The organism is Peribacillus sp. NPDC097264, from assembly GCF_050277925.1.
In the GTDB taxonomy this organism is placed as follows: Bacteria; Bacillota; Bacilli; order Bacillales; family DSM-1321; genus Peribacillus.
In genome coordinates, this window is the sequence record NZ_JBNNSR010000013.1 from 1 (window position 1) to 16,162 (window position 16,162).

Here is a 16,162-nt window from a genome sequence, read left to right on the forward strand (position 1 = left end):
TCAGTAAATTATTATAGAAATAGAAAAACAGGTGGAGAAAAACAACTCGTTTTTCTCCACCTGTTTTATTTTAGGGACTTATTAGACAGCCTCTTTTTTCTTTATTTCATAATTCAAAGCTTCCCGCGATGAATGAATAGCATCCCTTCCTGGACAAGAATAATCCCTCAACGTAATCTTCACTATTTATATTGCTTCCCTTTTTCTATATTGGTATATTTATTGAATATTCAATCACTAAAGAAAGAGGCTACCCCATGAAAAAATCTTATATTCTTTTATTTCTTATCTTGGCTAACTTATTCTGGGCCGGTAATTATATTTTCGGCAAATACGTCGTTGCTGAACTTTCGCCGATTCAACTCACGTTTTCACGCTGGCTAATTGCTGTTATCCTATTATTTCCTCTTGCTCATTGGATTGAAAAACCCGATTGGAAAAGTGTATGGAAAGCATGGAAAGTACTATTACTGATGGGCATGCTCGGCATCATCGGCTATAATTTTTTCCTGTATTGGGCTTTGACCTATACGACTTCCATGAATGCCGCTCTCGTTAATTCGATTACCCCTGCGGTCATCGTCCTGTTTTCCGTCTTACTATTAAAAGAGAACATTTCATTCCTACATGTGATTGGCCTTATTCTATCCTTATTCGGAGTATTATTGGTCTTAACGAATGGACATCTTCAGACCATTTTCCATCTTACCTTCAATAAAGGAGATCTGTTGATGATTCTGGCGATACTTGTCTGGACCTTCTATTCACTCATCGCCAAAAAGATAAAAAATATCCCGGCCATATCAGCCACCGCCGTATCCGTTTTACTTGGACTGATTCTGGCTGCTCCGTTCGCCTTTAGTTCGGGGCTGAACCTTGATTTAAGTACTCAAGCGATGGTAGGCATTTTATATATTGGAATCTTTCCATCCGTTTGTTCCTTCATTTTCTGGAACATTTCACTGCGTCATATTGATGCAAGCCAAGCTGGCGTTTACCTTAATCTCATTGTCGTCTTCACTGCGATTCTAAGCTTGATGTTGGGTCAAAGCATCACAGTAGTCCAGATTCTTGGCGGCCTTCTTGTCTTCTCCGGTGTCTACTTAGCCACTAAAAAGAAGAAGGATAAAAAAGCTGTGGCTTCTGCTTAAGTAGACATTTTAGCTTTCCCCTTGTTTATCTAGCATGATTTACGTTATCTTTATAGAAGAAAATCTGAATGTAAAGGTGTGCTTTAGTTGAGAATCAATAAATATATTAGTGAATCAGGGATTACTTCGAGACGAGGCGCCGATAAATGGATTGCTGAAGGTCGAGTGACCATAAACGGAGCTGTAGCCGAACTTGGCAGCCAAGCTGAACCGGGCGATGATGTTTGTGTCGATGGCAAACCGATAAAAGTGGAGCAGCAGTATGTATATATTGCACTGAATAAACCAACAGGCATCACAAGCACGACTGAAAAACATATCAAAGGAAACATTGTCGATTTTGTTAATCATCCGCTACGCATTTTTCATGTGGGTCGTCTTGATAAAGACTCAAGCGGTTTGATTCTGCTTACAAATGACGGAGATATCGTAAATGAAATCCTCCGGGCAGAAAACAAGCATGAGAAAGAGTACATTGTCACTGTTGATAAGCCACTTACGGATTCCTTCCTACAAGAGATGTCATCAGGCGTAGAAATCTTGGATACGAAAACACTTCCATGTGAAGTCAAGCCGCTTTCACGCCATACGTTCAACATTACCTTAATGCAAGGGTTGAACCGGCAAATCCGCCGCATGTGTACAGCACTAGGTTATGAAGTCCGTGAACTGCAGCGCGTTCGCATCATGAACATCCACTTGGACAGGTTACCCCTCGGTCAATGGCGCGACCTGACAAAAGAAGAATTAAACGAACTATTTGCAGAATTGAATTACACACCAAGAAAAAGATGAGTGAAGAGGATGCCCCCAGATTTGGGAGCATCTTTTTTAGCTAGCTGCATTCCTTTTATCGGTCAAACTGCGTAATATATCAGTCAATTTCAACATTTTATCGGTCTAGTTGAAGATATATCGGTCTAATCCAGCTTTTTTTCGGTCAAAGTCCAATTCGACTCCAAAATAAAAAGCAACCATTAGGCTGCTCATTATCGGTTATACCCACCATAGATCGGTTGGACTTTCGTTGATCAGGACGGTTTTCAAGTTCGTCACGGCTCGTTGGAAACCTTCTTCGATCGACATGAGCGGATCTTCGTGTTCGATGCTGACGACGTAGTCATAGCCATAAGTACGAAGGGCACTCATCATGTCGGACCATTCTTGGAGGCTATGGCCGCAACCTACTGAGCGGAAGTTCCAGGCACGTGTCTGGATGTTGCCGTATGGTTGCATGTCGGTGAGACCGTACATATTGATATTATCTTGGTCCAGATAGGTGTCTTTAGCATGGAAATGATAAATGGCTCCAGCTTTTCCAAGAATTTTAATGGCGCCGACAGGTTCGATTCCCTGCCACCAGAGATGGCTTGGGTCAAGGTTGGCACCGATTGCGTTCGATGTGGCTTCCCGTAGCTTCAACAAGGTGTATGGTGTGTGGACAAGAAAACCCCCATGCAGTTCGAGTCCAATTTTAATATGATGTTCATCAGCAAGCGCAGCGATTTTTTTCCAATAGGGAATCAGTTTTTCTTCCCATTGCCATTTCAAGACGTCCGCATATTCGTTCGGCCATGGAGCAACCGGCCAATTCGGATATTTGGCACCTTCGTGATCACCTGCGGTACCGGAAAAGGTATTGACGACAGGTACATTCATCAAGGCAGCTAACTTAATCGACTTTACTAGATTTTCATCACTTTCCCTTGCCCATTTTTCATCTGGGGAGATAGGGTTGCCGTGACAGCTGAACGCACTGATGGCTAGCCCCCTTGATTGGATGGCTTCCATGTAGCCCTGCCGCTTTTCTTCACTCTCCAATAGCTCATCCAGTGGACAATGGGCATTACCTGGGTACCCGCCTGTACCGATTTCCACTGTTTTCAATCCAGAGGCTGCCACATAATCAAGCATTTCCTCAAATGTTTTTTGTCCGAATAGTACTGTAAAAACGCCTAGTTTCACTCGCCTCACCTCACCTTTGCATTAATTGATGCTCATGACTTTTCCGCTTGCGGAACTTTGGTAAATAGCTTCAATGATTTTCGATACTTTCATGGCTTCCGCCGGTTTTACCAACGGTTCGGCAAAACCAAGGCAACTATCGATAAAGTTCGCCGCCTGTTGAAGATCCGGTGTGTCCTCACCTGGCATCCAAACCGCTTCACTATTCAAAAGCATCCCGTGCTTCGCCTGGTTCAATATGAGCGGGAACACATCTAGACCACCCTGTGTTCCGGATAAACTCAAGACTGTCGCTTCTTCGCGGATATTCGCGGCCCACGACGTTTCAAATAACAAAGAAGCTCCATTTGCAAATTTGATATAAGCCGTTGCATGATCATCCACTTCAAAAACGGAAGCATCGAAATTGCCCCATAGATTGACTTGATCGACACCCTTACTGACATAATTATATGTCGAACCTACAATTTCGATTGGTTCTGGGTCATCCATCAGCCATAAAGCCAAGTCAAGCAAGTGACAGCCATAATCGATCACACTGCCTCCGCCTTGCAATTCCTTGCTCGTAAATACGCCCCAACCGGGGACTTTCCTGCGTCGAATGGCCTGAACTCGTGCCACGTATGGCTCTCCAATTTCACCTGCTCGAATCATTTTTTTGGCAGCCTGGGCTTCCTTCATGAACCGGTAATGATACGCAATGGAGAGCACTTTTCCAGATAAGTTTGCCGCATCGGTTATTGCCTTACATTCCTCAGTCGTGATGGCCATCGGCTTTTCACATAAAACATGTACACCAGCCTGCAATGCCGCTATGGAAATCTCGGCATGAAACTTGTTCGGTGTGGCTATCGTGACCGCATCCACTTCGGCAAACATATCTTCATAATTGGTAAAAACTTTTTCAATATGATGTTGCCTGGCGACATCTCTCGCCTTCAATTCATCAATATCCTGAATTGCATATAAAACCACTTTATCCTGTAATGTTTGGAAGGCTGGGATATGCCTTTTTTGGGCAATCCCCCCAGCACCGATAATACCCATTTTCAATTTGTACATGATGACTATTAAACCCCTTTATAAGCGGACGATTTGTCTGGATGCATTTGATTCCATTGCGCCGAGAATGACTTTTAGTGATTGTAATCCTTCAATTCCTGTGACAAGAGGCTCTTCATTGTTTACCACACTTTTTATAAAGTGGCTGATTACTCCAGTATCATGCTGTCCGCCAGAGTCATTTGTCTGGATGCCCCCTAATTCGAAGGTTTCGGTCTTCCCATTCTTATGATGGATAATCAGTGAATATTTAGGGTCGTCTTCTAGACGCAATACGGCTTTTTCCGCATAAATGACCGTTGCGTTGTCTTCTTTTGCGTACGACCAGCTTGCCGTCAGGGTACCAATAATACCGCTTCCCGTTCGCAGGATGCAGGCAGCGCTATCATCAACATCCGCCTGTTGCTTTGCACTCGTTTCCACAAAAGCTCCGACTTCCACAAATTCCTCGCCTAACACATATCGCAGTAAATCGGCTTTATGAACACCTAAGTCCCCCATCGCCCCGATGACCGCTTGATCTTTTTTAAAAAACCAGCTGTTCTCCCCATCGACACTCCAAGTTTCAGGTCCTGAATGTCCAAAAGCTGTCCGGAAGCTGTAAATCTTTCCTAATTCCCCACTCTCAATTAGCTTTTTGGCTTTTTGATGTGAAGGGACAAACCGCTGATTATGACCAATCATTAATATCTTGCCGCTTTTTACAGCTGCTTCATTCATTTTTTCCGCATCTTCTAAAGAGGTCGCCATGGGCTTTTCACAAAGAACATGCTTTCCAGCTTCAAGAGCAGCGATCGTGATGGGGGCATGCAGGTAATTCGGTGTACATACACTAACCACGTCAATATCCTTATTCTTTAAGAGTTCTATATAATCAGTATATGCTTTTGCGTCATACCTTTGTGCCGCTGCATTCGCCCTGTCTTGCGCAATATCACAAACGGCTACAATATCGGTTTCCTGATGCGCTTCATATTCCGGAAAATGCCTATTTTTCGCAATGCTCCCACAACCAATGACTCCCACTTGTACTTTGACCATTCTGCTCTCTCCTTCACTTCATCTCTTGGATGAGATATTCTCCAATGGTACCGCTTTTCCATAAACCACATTGTTGTGAGAACGTGGCTTGACCCACTTGACCGCATTCTTTATCACCCGCTGTATCTCTGGGTTATAGTAGGTCGGATACGTTTCATGGCCAGGCCGGAAATAGAATATCCTTCCTTTTCCACGTTGGTACGTGCATCCGCTTCGGAAAACTTCGCCGCCTTCAAACCAGCTCATTAAGAGCAATTGATCTGGTGCGGGTATATCGAAATGCTCCCCGTACATTTCTTCCTTCTCAAGCTCAATATATTCACCGATTCCTTCAACGATGGGGTGAGCGGGATCCATGACCCAGAGCCGTTCCCTTTCATCCGCTACGCGCCATTTCAGATCGCAGGTCGTTCCCATTAATTGTTTGAAGATTTTCGAAAAGTGTCCTGAATGGAGGACGATAAGGCCCATCCCTTCGAGCACCCGCTTATGAACACGTTGGACGATTTCATCCTGCACTTCATCATGTGCAATATGCCCCCACCAGAGGAGTACATCCGTTTCCTTCAGTACCTCTTCCGTCAGACCATGCTCTTTTTCGTCAAGCGTAGCCGTGTTAACCTCAATCTGATCTTCTTGTAAGAACTCGGCAATCGCGCCATGGATCCCATTTGGATAAATCTCTGCTACCTCTGGCTTCGTTTGTTCATGGCGATACTCGTTCCATACCAAAACCTTCATCAGAATCTCCTCCATATGTTTTTTCGGCGACTTCCCCTGCATGTTTAACTAATACCTCTTATTTTGTTACGCAAACGTTTGCGTTAGAAACAATAAAAAAATAATTTTGAATAATAAGATTAAATACATTGGTAATCTATATTGTAAATTTATGTTAGGAAAAATCAAGCTTTAATTGCTAAAACAATTCTACAATTTCTCTGTAATTTCTTTTTCAATAGCGGAATGTGACTCACGCTGTACGATTTTGGTAGGAACCCGGATACTCTTTTCCATCATTTTAGGATCGGCTATTAAATCAAATACGCACTTTGCTGCTTCATAGCCCAGTTGGTACGTATGAATATCGACCGTGGTTAGTGGTGTACTTAAGAATTCGATAAACTCCGAGTGATTAAAGCAGACGACACTTATTTGTTCCGGAACTTTCAACTTCTTTTCCGCTAACACGCCCAATAACAGCACACCCAATAATAGGTCCATGACTATAAATGCCGTTGGTGATTCAGGTAAATTCAGCAGTTCCTCGATGGCTTTTATGCCATCGGCGCGATTCAATGGAATCAGTTTAATACTTTCCTTTGGCACGCTTAACTTTGCCTGTTCCATTGCTTGTCGGAATCCGCTTAAACGCGCCTGGATCACTTCGAATTCAGGACTGCCCCCTAAAAAGGCAATCCGTTGATGACCAAGATTGATGACGAACTCCGATAATTCCTTAGCCGCTTGAACATTGTCGTTATCAATGAAAGTGATGCCACTCATATCCGTCCTTGGCTTCCCTACCAAGACAAATGGGAAGCTTTGTTTCACTAGATAGGGCACCACTTTATCATCCTGCTTCGAATACAAAACAATCATGCCATCCACGCGTCTACCTTGAACCATTTTAACGACGTCTTCAAAAATGGCATCCTCGGTTTCCCCAGTCGTTAGCGAAAGGCTATACCCCTCTTTATTACAAAAGTCGCCAATGCCTCGGATCACTTCTGGAAAGAATGGATTGTACAGGGATTCCCTAGCCGAATTTTTCATTACGATTCCAATGGTCTTCGTGGATTTTGTAACCAAATTCCGGGCATTTTCATTCATATGATAGCCCATTTCCTTCAATACCTTCCGTACTTTACGCTTTGTCTTTTCACTAATGGTCGGACTGTTATGAATAACACGCGATACCGTGGATGGAGCGACATTCGCTTTCTTGGCAACGTCTTTGATCGTTACAGACATTTTCATCTACTCCCGTTCATCGCACAGGGCTTATTATTCCCTATATCTAAATAGTTATTTAACCGCACCGTCAGCAATTCCTTTAATAATTTGTCTTTGGGCAAAAAAGTACGCAATGATGACTGGAATGATTGACAAGGTAAGTCCTGCCAAGGCAAGATGCCATTGTTTCGTATATTGACCGAAAAAGAAGAATAATTTAAGTGGAATGGTCTCAGATCCCGCACCCCCGATAACAAGCGATGGCAAAAGGTAATCATTCCAAATCCAGATGACATTCAAGATCCCGACCGTGATTGACATCGGTTTCAATAATGGAAAAATGATATACCAGAATACTTGAAAACGGTTGGCTCCATCGATTTTAGCCGCTTCATCCAGCGTGATGGGGATCCCTTTTAAAGTACCATGATATAGGAATATGGAGAGACTGCATCCAAACCCTAAGTACATGATGATCAATCCGGTGCGATTCAACATACCCATCTGACCAAATTGGGCTACAAGCGGGATCATCACCGATTGGAATGGAATAAGCATGGCTGCCACAAACACGAAGAACAGCAAAGAACTAAATTTACTTTTATTTCGTGATAGCGCGTATGCGGCCATTGCTGAAAAGATAATAATTATCACGACACTGACAACCGATATAAAGATGGAATTGAATAAAGTCCGAAGAAAATCCAATTGTTCGAAGGCCTGAGTGAAATTTTCTAGTGTCCAGGTATCCGGCAAGCCCAATGTGTCAGAGAAAATCTCGCGTTTCATTTTAAAAGCATTTACGATCATTAAATAAAAAGGGGTGAGCCATAACAAGGCCAATACAAACCCGATCAATCCGACCAGCCAAAGCTTCCAATTCTTTCTCATCATAGCTCAACCTCCCTTTTCTTATTGATATATACCTGTGTCAAGGAAACGGCTGCCACAATCACGAAAAAGATCACGGCCTTGGCCTGTGCATAAGCCATATCATTTTCGGTAAACGCGGATTTAACAATGTTCATTGCGACCATTTCTGTTGAATTGTATGGCGCACCGTTCGTCAAAGAAAGGTTTTGATCATATATTTTGAAAGAGTGTGAAAGCGTCAGGAACAAACTAACCGTGAAGGCTGGTGCCACAAGCGGAAAAGTTATATGGCGAAAACGTTGGAAGCTATTGGCCCCATCGATTTTAGCCGCTTCAATCAGGTCTTCAGGAACTGCCTGTAAATAAGCGATATAAATGATCATGATATATCCCGCCATCTGCCAGGACGTTAAAATGATCAATCCCCAAAATCCAGTCTCGGTTGTGGAAAGCCAACCATTAAATGCCTCTATGCCGGTTACATCGCCAATGGCACCAAAGACTTTGATGAAGATGAACTGCCAAATGAAACCAAGAATCAATCCACCGATTAAGTTCGGCATAAAGAAAATGGTCCGAAGAAGGTTGCTCGATTTCAGTTTTGAAGTCACGATAAGTGCCAAGCTCAAACCAAGAACGTTTATGACCACAATCGCTGTTACAGAAAATTTGATGGTGAACCAAAATGTATCCAGGAAGCCCTTGTCCGAGAATAGGTTTATATAATTTTTGAGACCCGTGAAATCGGGCGTACCCAAACCGTTCCAATTCGTAAATGAATAATAAAACCCGTAAATGAGCGGCACGATCACGACCAAAATGAGCGCGGCTAGAACAGGTGTCAAGAACAGCCAATATGCAGCATCTCGATTTCGCATTTGAAACCGACCTCCTAATATAGTGTGTAAGTAGCGGATATATTTATAGAACAAACAACCAATCGACACAAGTTAGGCTCGATTGGTTGTTTCCCTATTTAACGGAATGCCTATTTACTGTGGATTTTCTCCCAGTTTTCAATGTTTTGTTTGACGAGTTCATCCCATGTCATTTTACCGGTTACATATTTTTGGACACTTGCACCCAGATCATCGTTCCACCCGACTGGATATCCATTGAACACCCATCCAATGGTATTTCCCTCTTGTGAATACTTATAAATTTCTTTTGATAACGGATCGGCAATTTTTTCAACGTCATACCCTTCATAGGCTGGAATGAATTTAAAATCTTCTAATACAGCTTTTTTACCTGCATCGGATGTATACATCCAGTCTAGGAATTTCCTCGCTTCTTCCTGAACTTTCTCATCCGATTTCTTATTTACTGCCCAATAGTTCGGTACCCCGACCGGCATGGCTGCCGTGTCCCCATTCGGAATAGGGATGATGCCTATGCCATTTTCAGCTAATTCGGGATCCATGTCATACACTGTGTTATACACCCAGTTCCCTTGCTGGATGATTGCAACCTTTTCAAGGGAGAATAACTCTTCTACTTGTTGGGAGTAATCAAGGCTTGCCGTTGGCTGAACAGAATATTTATTTTGAATATCGACCAGTTGTTTGAACTTGTCTCCATCCGAGAACTTGACGGTTTCCGCCTTGCTTGCCGTCAACACGTTTCCATCAAACTCCGGTGCTAAAAAGACATTGGATAAATGGTTTCCCGTTACCCATTTCTCTTTGACCGGATACGCGAATACTGCATCAAGCTTCAATTTGCCTTTCTGTGAATCCAGCTTCTTCACTGCATCCTCTAGAGCTGTATAGCTTGTAAGTTCTTCCGCCTTGATTCCGGCTTCTTTAAAGACCCTTTTGTTATAAATCAGGCCATACCCTTCCTGATTGAATGGAAGCCCAAGAATCTGCCCGTCCTCTTCAACGCCATCCAACGTCCCATCCAGTGCTGCCTCTGCAGCTTTCGTATCCTTCAAATCTGATAATCTATCTTTATATTGTTCCACATCGATCGGTCCGCCAATATTAAACACCGCTGGTTCCTCACCGGAAGCAAATTTTGCGGTAATGGCTGATTTATAATCATTCCCGCCGCCAACTGTCGATACTTTGATTTTCACATTTGGGTTCTCTTTTTCATACTGCTTGGCCAGAGTCTCAAATTGCGGCTTAAACTCTACTTTAAATTGGAAAATATCCAGCGTCACTTTATCTTTATTATCGGAATCACTGTCCCCGCCAGTAGAAGAAGAGCAACCTGCCAAGACCACACTAAATATCAATAAAATAGAAAAGATTCCCCCATACCATTTTTTACGCTTCATGCCTATCAACTCTCCCTTTTTCCGTAATTTCCTATTCCTTTTAAGAAAACGTTTGCATAAAGTATGAAAAGTAGATATCTTATAAACTGTCATTTCACTATTCTATTGAAAGATAAACCACCACCTTACAAACCTAATTGTAATCGGTTACATTTCTTTTTCTTTATATTACCACTTAATGACATTACTTACAATTAAATGTATAAGTCTACGAATATATTACGTTTCTTCTTCTAAATTATATGATTGAATACCCAAGAATTATTCCTTCTCCTGATTATATAATTTGAACGGATATCCATTCTGGGTATTTCTTCATCTTTTTCAACCATTCAGAATGCAAGCTGTATTTCATTAGAGAAATGGGAAACCAAAAGGCTTCCCTTCCATTCACTTCAAAACCATTTTCACGTTGGAAGACCCATACTCTTCCTTCAATTCGTAATATTTATCACTTGCTTGTCCAAATTCCTCGAACACACCACTAATAAGTAATTCATCCGTTTCCTTATCCACTATGCTGTACTTAATATTGCTCTTCCCAAACTTTCTGTCATCCACTTTTAAAAGAATCATGCTAAACACCTCCATATATAATGGCTGTATTCCTCATGATGGTTGGATTCTTACTTACATAATATAACAATTTATTCAAAATTCACAGATTTTTTTGTCATTTTCAGGGAAATAAAAAAAGACCTGCCTAGGCCCCTTGAAATAAAGTCCGTTTATCCATATAAAAAAAGGAGCCCAATCCGGCTCCCAAAATGATTTTATGACTTCGAAATATCCACGAACCCCTCACCAAATACATCCCTTACATCATGTATCGCGATAAAAGCTTGGCTATCGGTAGACTGAACAATTCTCTTTAACTTGACGACCTCTTGTTTACTAATGACAATATATAGAATTTCCTTCGCATCTTTCGTATAGTAGCCATGTCCATCAAAAACTGTGACCCCTCTATCCATTTTAACCGTTACTTGTTTCGCAATGAGATCTGCTTCTTTCGAGATGATGGTGATTGCCTTTTTCGGGTTTACACCCTCAATGATGAACTCCATTACTTTCGTTCCAATATATAGCATAAGGATGGTTAGCATGAGACCTTCCGCACCGATAATGAAATAGGATGAGACGGCCACGATTATATCAAAGAACAATAACCCATAACTTATGCTCCAGCCTAAATATTTATTTGTGATCCGAGCAAGAATGGTAGAACCTGCCGTCGTACCGCCCACCCGAATGATCAAACCAATTCCTACACCAGCAAACACACCGCCAAATATGGCATTGATTACGATTTCATCCGAAGAAACGTTCCAATTCTCCGTTAAATGTAGAAAAAGAGAATGGAAGGTGACGGCAATAATCGTATAAATGGTTGTAATCCTCGATAAAAATTTATATCCGACAATCAGAAGGAATGCATTCATAATGAAACTTACCAGGCCCGGTGACCACTGGAATAAATAGAATAAAATGATGGTAATCCCCGTTACTCCACCTTCACCGAGATCATTGGGAATAACGAAAAGATTGATTGCCAACGCAAAAATGAACGCACCTATTATTATAATGAGAACATCTAAAGAAGTCTTTTTCATATGTAACTTACCCGCCTTTATATAAACAATTTCCTTGCTATATAGTAACACGTAATTGATTCCTTCATTGATTTTCTTAATCTGTTAAAATAATTCATCTCTTAAATCAGGAATGGTAAAAGGCCACTGTACTCCCGCTAAACCGGAATACAGTAGCCTGCATACTACCTCTTTTATAGAAGAATCTTGCCATCCGTAATGTTGACGACACGGTCACACAAATCTAACATTCTCTCATCATGCGTCACCATGATGGCTGCCTTGTTTCTTAACTTCACCTCGGTCGCAAGCATTTCCACTACCTCTCGCCCCCGCTTTGAATCAAGGCTTGCAGTGGGTTCATCTGCTAAAATGATGTCTGGATTATTCATCAACGACCGCGCAATTGCTACCCGTTGACGTTCACCGCCTGAAAGCTCTTCTGGCAAATGATTGCACCGATGACTAAGTCCGAGATGACTAAGTAATTCATCAGCTTTTTTCACAGCTTTCTTGTCACGTTGCCCAATCAGTTCTGAAATAAGCAGAAGCTGGTCACGTACGGTAAGGTACGGAACAAGATTGGATGATTGAAAAACAAAGCCAATTTTCTCTAGACGGACACGTGTTAATTTCTTCGGAGAAAATGATGTTATATCCTCATTATTTAAAAGCAAACTACCTTTACTTGGGGAAAGTAAAGCACCTGCTATAGAGAGGAAAGTACTTTTCCCCGAACCTGATGGACCAACAACGGCCACAAATTCCCCAGCTTTCACTTGAAAGGTAACATCGTCAAGAGCCCTCACGATATTCTCACCTTCACCGTAAATTTTGCTGACGTGATCGAATGATAGTTTATGATTCATCATGCTACCCTCCCAATGGCTTCAATGGCATCAATTTTTGACACTCGATATAGTGATAACAAGGAACCCAATACCGAAACAATCAATAAAAGAATCGAATATTGAATGACCAAAGAAGTACTTAATTCAAAAGGCATTCCTTCTGGCATGATGAAAGTGACCCCGTATGTTAGTGCAACACTACTTGCTATACATACCACCGCAAGCATGAACACTTGGCCCACGATACTTTTTGCAAGGTAGCCAGTACTTGCTCCGAGTGCTTTCATGACTCCAAATTGATTCGTCTTCTGTAAAGTGATGACATAGAAGAACACAGCAAGAACAAATGCAGCAATCACAAACAGAAAGGCTATCATCATCGCCAATGTACCTTGTTCTTCTTTAAATCCCGGGATACTTTGAAGCATCTCATCCTTCGTAATGAGATCCACATCAGACACAGACTTCAACGGACCTACTTGATCCATTTGAACCGCAATTGTGCTAATTGCGTCCGTGTTTTTCAACCGAGGATTAATCCCCTGCCATCCCTTAACGTTCATGTATACAACAGGTGTATGGCTGTAGGATTGATTTTCGGTGAATCCTACGATAGTGAATTTGTTACCGGATAATTCATCTACTACCGTATCCCCTACCTTATAGCCGTCCTCTTTTAAAGAATCATTGGCTACTATATCGCCTTTCTTCTTATTATCATAGCTTTTCCCTTCCACGATTTTGGGTGCAAGGAACCCATTGGCATCCGTTGCAAAAATCGTGACATCCGTCTTTTTCGATGTACCTTCTTTATTGAAGGTCAACATCATTTGACCCAGGGCCTCCGCTCCTTCAACACCCGTTGAAGAACGAACCTCACTTAATGTATCCAGCGGAATAGTAGATCGGTTTAGTTTATGCTCCACGTTAGACTCCATCATGAAATAGTCAGCATCCATGCCTTGTATCGATGAAGCATTTTCAGCTGAAAGTCCATTAGCCAATCCAGAAATGATAAAGACCAGCCATGCGACCAAAACCATGATCAACCCGATCAGTAAGTAACGCACCTTTGAATGTTTCAGCTCACGTATTGCTAAAAACATTTTTTCATCTCCCAATTCTTTTGTTACCGTTTGAACATCCAATCCCTTATGTTCATGTGGTATACATCGATTGTAATGAATCATTATGAATGGAAGATGAACAATTGATTACATAAGCGGCAAACGAACATAAAAAGTAGACCCTTCCCCAAGTTCACTCTGAACCGCAATCGTTCCACCGTGAAGTTCCACCGTCTTTTTCGTAATGGAAAGACCTATGCCGCTCCCGTTCTCACTGCGATTACGCATTTTATCAACTTTATAAAACCGTTCAAAAATATGAGGAAGCTCTTCATCAGCTATCCCCATACCGGTGTCTTTAATGATCACTTCGACCATCCGGCCAATTTTTTTGATGCGTATAATGATTGAACCCCCACTTTCAGAGTACTTAATGCTATTCGTTATCAGGTTTGTCCATACTTGAATTAACAGCTTCTCGTCTGCAGAAATCATGGTGGATGGTAGATCCATTTCAATCACCATGTCTTTTTCCCGCCAACTCCATTCCAGCATGAACAGCACTTGCCTTATTTGCTGAGCTAAATCAAAGCTTGTACGCTGTAGGGGATCGTCTCCTTTATCCAATGAAGCGAGAATCAGAAGCTGCTTACTCATTGCCGACATACGCCGACTCTCCTTTTCAATAATGGACAAGTACTCCTTTCGTTTTTCCTTCGTTAACTCTTCCGATTGCAGGGTTTGGGAGAAGCCCTGGATCGAGGCGAGCGGAGATTGAATTTCATGTGAAACATTGGAAACGAATTCCTGTCTCATGTCTTCCAATCGTTGGATGCTCTGAGTCATTTTCGAAAAATGTTTCGCCAAATCCCCAATTTCATCACCACGGGTAACGTTCAATTCACCACTATAATCCCCATCAGCAATCCTTTTTGTCGCTTCCGTTAATTTGGTAATGGGCTTAACTAGAAAACGTGTGTTAAAAATAATGAAAAAGAAACTAAGTAAGATCATAAGAACGAGCAAAACGGCCAGGAAAAAGCGAATTTCCCCAAACTGCTTTTCAATATCAGGCCTAACGAACAAGGCGTATTTTTCGCCATCCACGTTCAGCGGAACCCCAATACTATTTTCTAATGCATCTTCAAAAAAACCGGTAATGAACAGCCCGTTATTATAGGTTTCAATCCCTTCATAGACTTTCCCGTTCAAGACATCAGAAACCGTATCCCCATCCAAATCCGTTTGATGAAACGATTTGCCATAAGAAGTAGCCTTACCCTGTTCATTGATTAAGTACAGCTGGTAATGCAATCCTGATACATGGTTTAAATAAGCATCAATATCCTGATCAGGATTTTCCTCATACAAAGAAACGATCTCCCTTGCGACCTTGCTGATTTTCTCTCCATTGTAGGGTTTAAGAACTTGATGGTAATACACATTAGAAAGTAAAAAAGCAATGACGCTAGCAAGCACCATGATTAAGATCGTTTGGACAACGATTCGAAAATAGAGTGTTTTCACTATTTTTTGACCCCCAGCTTGTATCCCAATCCCCTGACAGTCGTGATGACAAAATCATCCGTACGTCCTGTGAATCGTTCACGTAACCGTTTGATATGAACATCCACCGTCCGGTCATCCCCTTCAAAATCTGCTCCCCACACAAGTTCGATAAGTTGCTCCCGCGTAAAAACCTGATCGGGAAAACTCCCTAATTGAGCAAGCAGTTCAAACTCCTTAAGCGGAAGAAGCAATGTATTTCCCTGAATTCGGACTTCATAACTTCTTCGGTCGATGATGGTTTGATTTAATGTTATTAACTCAGCATTCACCATACGGTACCGTCGCAAAAGCGCTTTTATTCTAAATAAAAGCTCTTGTGGCTCGAAGGGTTTAACGAGATAATCATCCGTCCCGGCATAGTATCCCTTTTCTTTATCAATGAGCTGATCCTTAGCCGTAAGTAAAATAACCGGTAAATCATATTGATCGCGTATCTCCTTACAAAGATCCAGTCCGTTTTTATAAGGCATCATGATATCCACAACAGCCAGATGAATCCGTTCTTTCTCTAATAATAAGGAAGCCACATTCCCATCCTTCGCTTCGAACACCATGTATCCTTCTTTTTCTAAGTGAAATTTCAGTAACTCTCGAATATGCCGATCATCATCTGCAATTAATATATGTATCAAAGAAACACATCTCCGCTTCTTAATATGAATATCCCTACAATAGCAATATTCGAGCTCTTAAAACAACCCAAGCCTATTTAAAATAAAACAGGTAGAGGGTTTTTATCCCTTCATCAAAA

The 16,162-nt window shown here is 41.8% G+C and carries 16 protein-coding genes; 2 read left to right on the forward strand and 14 right to left on the reverse strand.

What is annotated here, in order from left to right; genetic code table 11:
• Positions 1-257 precede the first annotated feature (257 nt).
• Entirely contained in the window at positions 258-1,151 is an 894-nt protein-coding gene (locus tag ACQKL0_RS17800) for a DMT family transporter (protein ID WP_427688913.1), read from the forward strand.
• An 87-nt stretch (positions 1,152-1,238) separates the two neighbouring features.
• Positions 1,239-1,946, forward strand: coding sequence for a 23S rRNA pseudouridine(2604) synthase RluF (gene rluF, locus ACQKL0_RS17805; RefSeq protein WP_402872080.1), 708 nt, complete (start codon positions 1,239-1,241; stop codon positions 1,944-1,946).
• Positions 1,947-2,147: 201 nt separating this feature from the next.
• Here the strand turns inward: rluF and ACQKL0_RS17810 are convergent, their stop codons facing one another.
• From ACQKL0_RS17810 to ACQKL0_RS17875, 14 genes are all read right to left on the reverse strand, one after another.
• Complete coding sequence (locus tag ACQKL0_RS17810) at positions 2,148-3,116, reverse strand: sugar phosphate isomerase/epimerase family protein (protein WP_427688915.1); 969 nt, start codon at positions 3,114-3,116, stop codon at positions 2,148-2,150.
• A 21-nt stretch (positions 3,117-3,137) separates the two neighbouring features.
• The gene (locus ACQKL0_RS17815; RefSeq protein WP_402872084.1) at positions 3,138-4,178 is read right to left on the reverse strand and encodes a Gfo/Idh/MocA family protein; all 1,041 of its coding nucleotides are present in this window, start codon (positions 4,176-4,178) and stop codon (positions 3,138-3,140) included.
• A gap of 18 nt (positions 4,179-4,196) precedes the next feature.
• Positions 4,197-5,219, reverse strand: coding sequence for a Gfo/Idh/MocA family protein (locus tag ACQKL0_RS17820; protein ID WP_402872086.1), 1,023 nt, complete (start codon positions 5,217-5,219; stop codon positions 4,197-4,199).
• A gap of 18 nt (positions 5,220-5,237) precedes the next feature.
• Positions 5,238-5,960 carry a ThuA domain-containing protein gene (locus ACQKL0_RS17825; RefSeq protein WP_427688917.1) on the reverse strand — a complete coding sequence of 241 codons (723 nt, stop codon included), beginning with the start codon at positions 5,958-5,960 and terminating at the stop codon, positions 5,238-5,240.
• 189 nt (positions 5,961-6,149) lie between these two features.
• Complete coding sequence (locus tag ACQKL0_RS17830; RefSeq protein WP_402872092.1) at positions 6,150-7,193, reverse strand: LacI family DNA-binding transcriptional regulator; 1,044 nt, start codon at positions 7,191-7,193, stop codon at positions 6,150-6,152.
• A 54-nt stretch (positions 7,194-7,247) separates the two neighbouring features.
• The gene (locus ACQKL0_RS17835) at positions 7,248-8,069 is read right to left on the reverse strand and encodes a carbohydrate ABC transporter permease (protein ID WP_402872094.1); all 822 of its coding nucleotides are present in this window, start codon (positions 8,067-8,069) and stop codon (positions 7,248-7,250) included.
• Positions 8,066-8,926: a carbohydrate ABC transporter permease gene (locus tag ACQKL0_RS17840; RefSeq protein ID WP_402872097.1), complete on the reverse strand. Its 861-nt coding sequence runs from the start codon at positions 8,924-8,926 to the stop codon at positions 8,066-8,068. Before ACQKL0_RS17840 ends, ACQKL0_RS17835 begins: the two co-directional genes overlap by 4 nt.
• Before the next feature lie 110 nt (positions 8,927-9,036).
• Positions 9,037-10,332 (reverse strand): ABC transporter substrate-binding protein, encoded by a 1,296-nt coding sequence (locus ACQKL0_RS17845; RefSeq protein ID WP_402872101.1) that lies wholly within the window; start codon positions 10,330-10,332, stop codon positions 9,037-9,039.
• A gap of 390 nt (positions 10,333-10,722) precedes the next feature.
• Positions 10,723-10,908, reverse strand: coding sequence for a hypothetical protein (locus tag ACQKL0_RS17850; RefSeq protein WP_402989277.1), 186 nt, complete (start codon positions 10,906-10,908; stop codon positions 10,723-10,725).
• A 197-nt stretch (positions 10,909-11,105) separates the two neighbouring features.
• Entirely contained in the window at positions 11,106-11,945 is an 840-nt protein-coding gene (locus ACQKL0_RS17855; RefSeq protein WP_402872314.1) for a YitT family protein, read from the reverse strand.
• Between the two features lie 173 nt (positions 11,946-12,118).
• Positions 12,119-12,796 (reverse strand): ABC transporter ATP-binding protein, encoded by a 678-nt coding sequence (locus ACQKL0_RS17860; RefSeq protein ID WP_402958533.1) that lies wholly within the window; start codon positions 12,794-12,796, stop codon positions 12,119-12,121.
• Positions 12,793-13,881, reverse strand: a complete 1,089-nt coding sequence (locus ACQKL0_RS17865) for an ABC transporter permease (RefSeq protein WP_402958535.1) — start codon at positions 13,879-13,881, stop codon at positions 12,793-12,795. The genes ACQKL0_RS17860 and ACQKL0_RS17865 overlap by 4 nt, the downstream gene beginning before the upstream one ends.
• A 108-nt stretch (positions 13,882-13,989) precedes the next feature.
• Positions 13,990-15,369 carry a sensor histidine kinase gene (locus ACQKL0_RS17870; RefSeq protein ID WP_427591639.1) on the reverse strand — a complete coding sequence of 460 codons (1,380 nt, stop codon included), beginning with the start codon at positions 15,367-15,369 and terminating at the stop codon, positions 13,990-13,992.
• On the reverse strand, positions 15,369-16,043 hold the full coding sequence (locus tag ACQKL0_RS17875; RefSeq protein ID WP_402958539.1) for a response regulator transcription factor: 675 nt from the start codon (positions 16,041-16,043) through the stop codon (positions 15,369-15,371). Before ACQKL0_RS17875 ends, ACQKL0_RS17870 begins: the two co-directional genes overlap by 1 nt.
• Positions 16,044-16,162 lie beyond the last annotated feature (119 nt).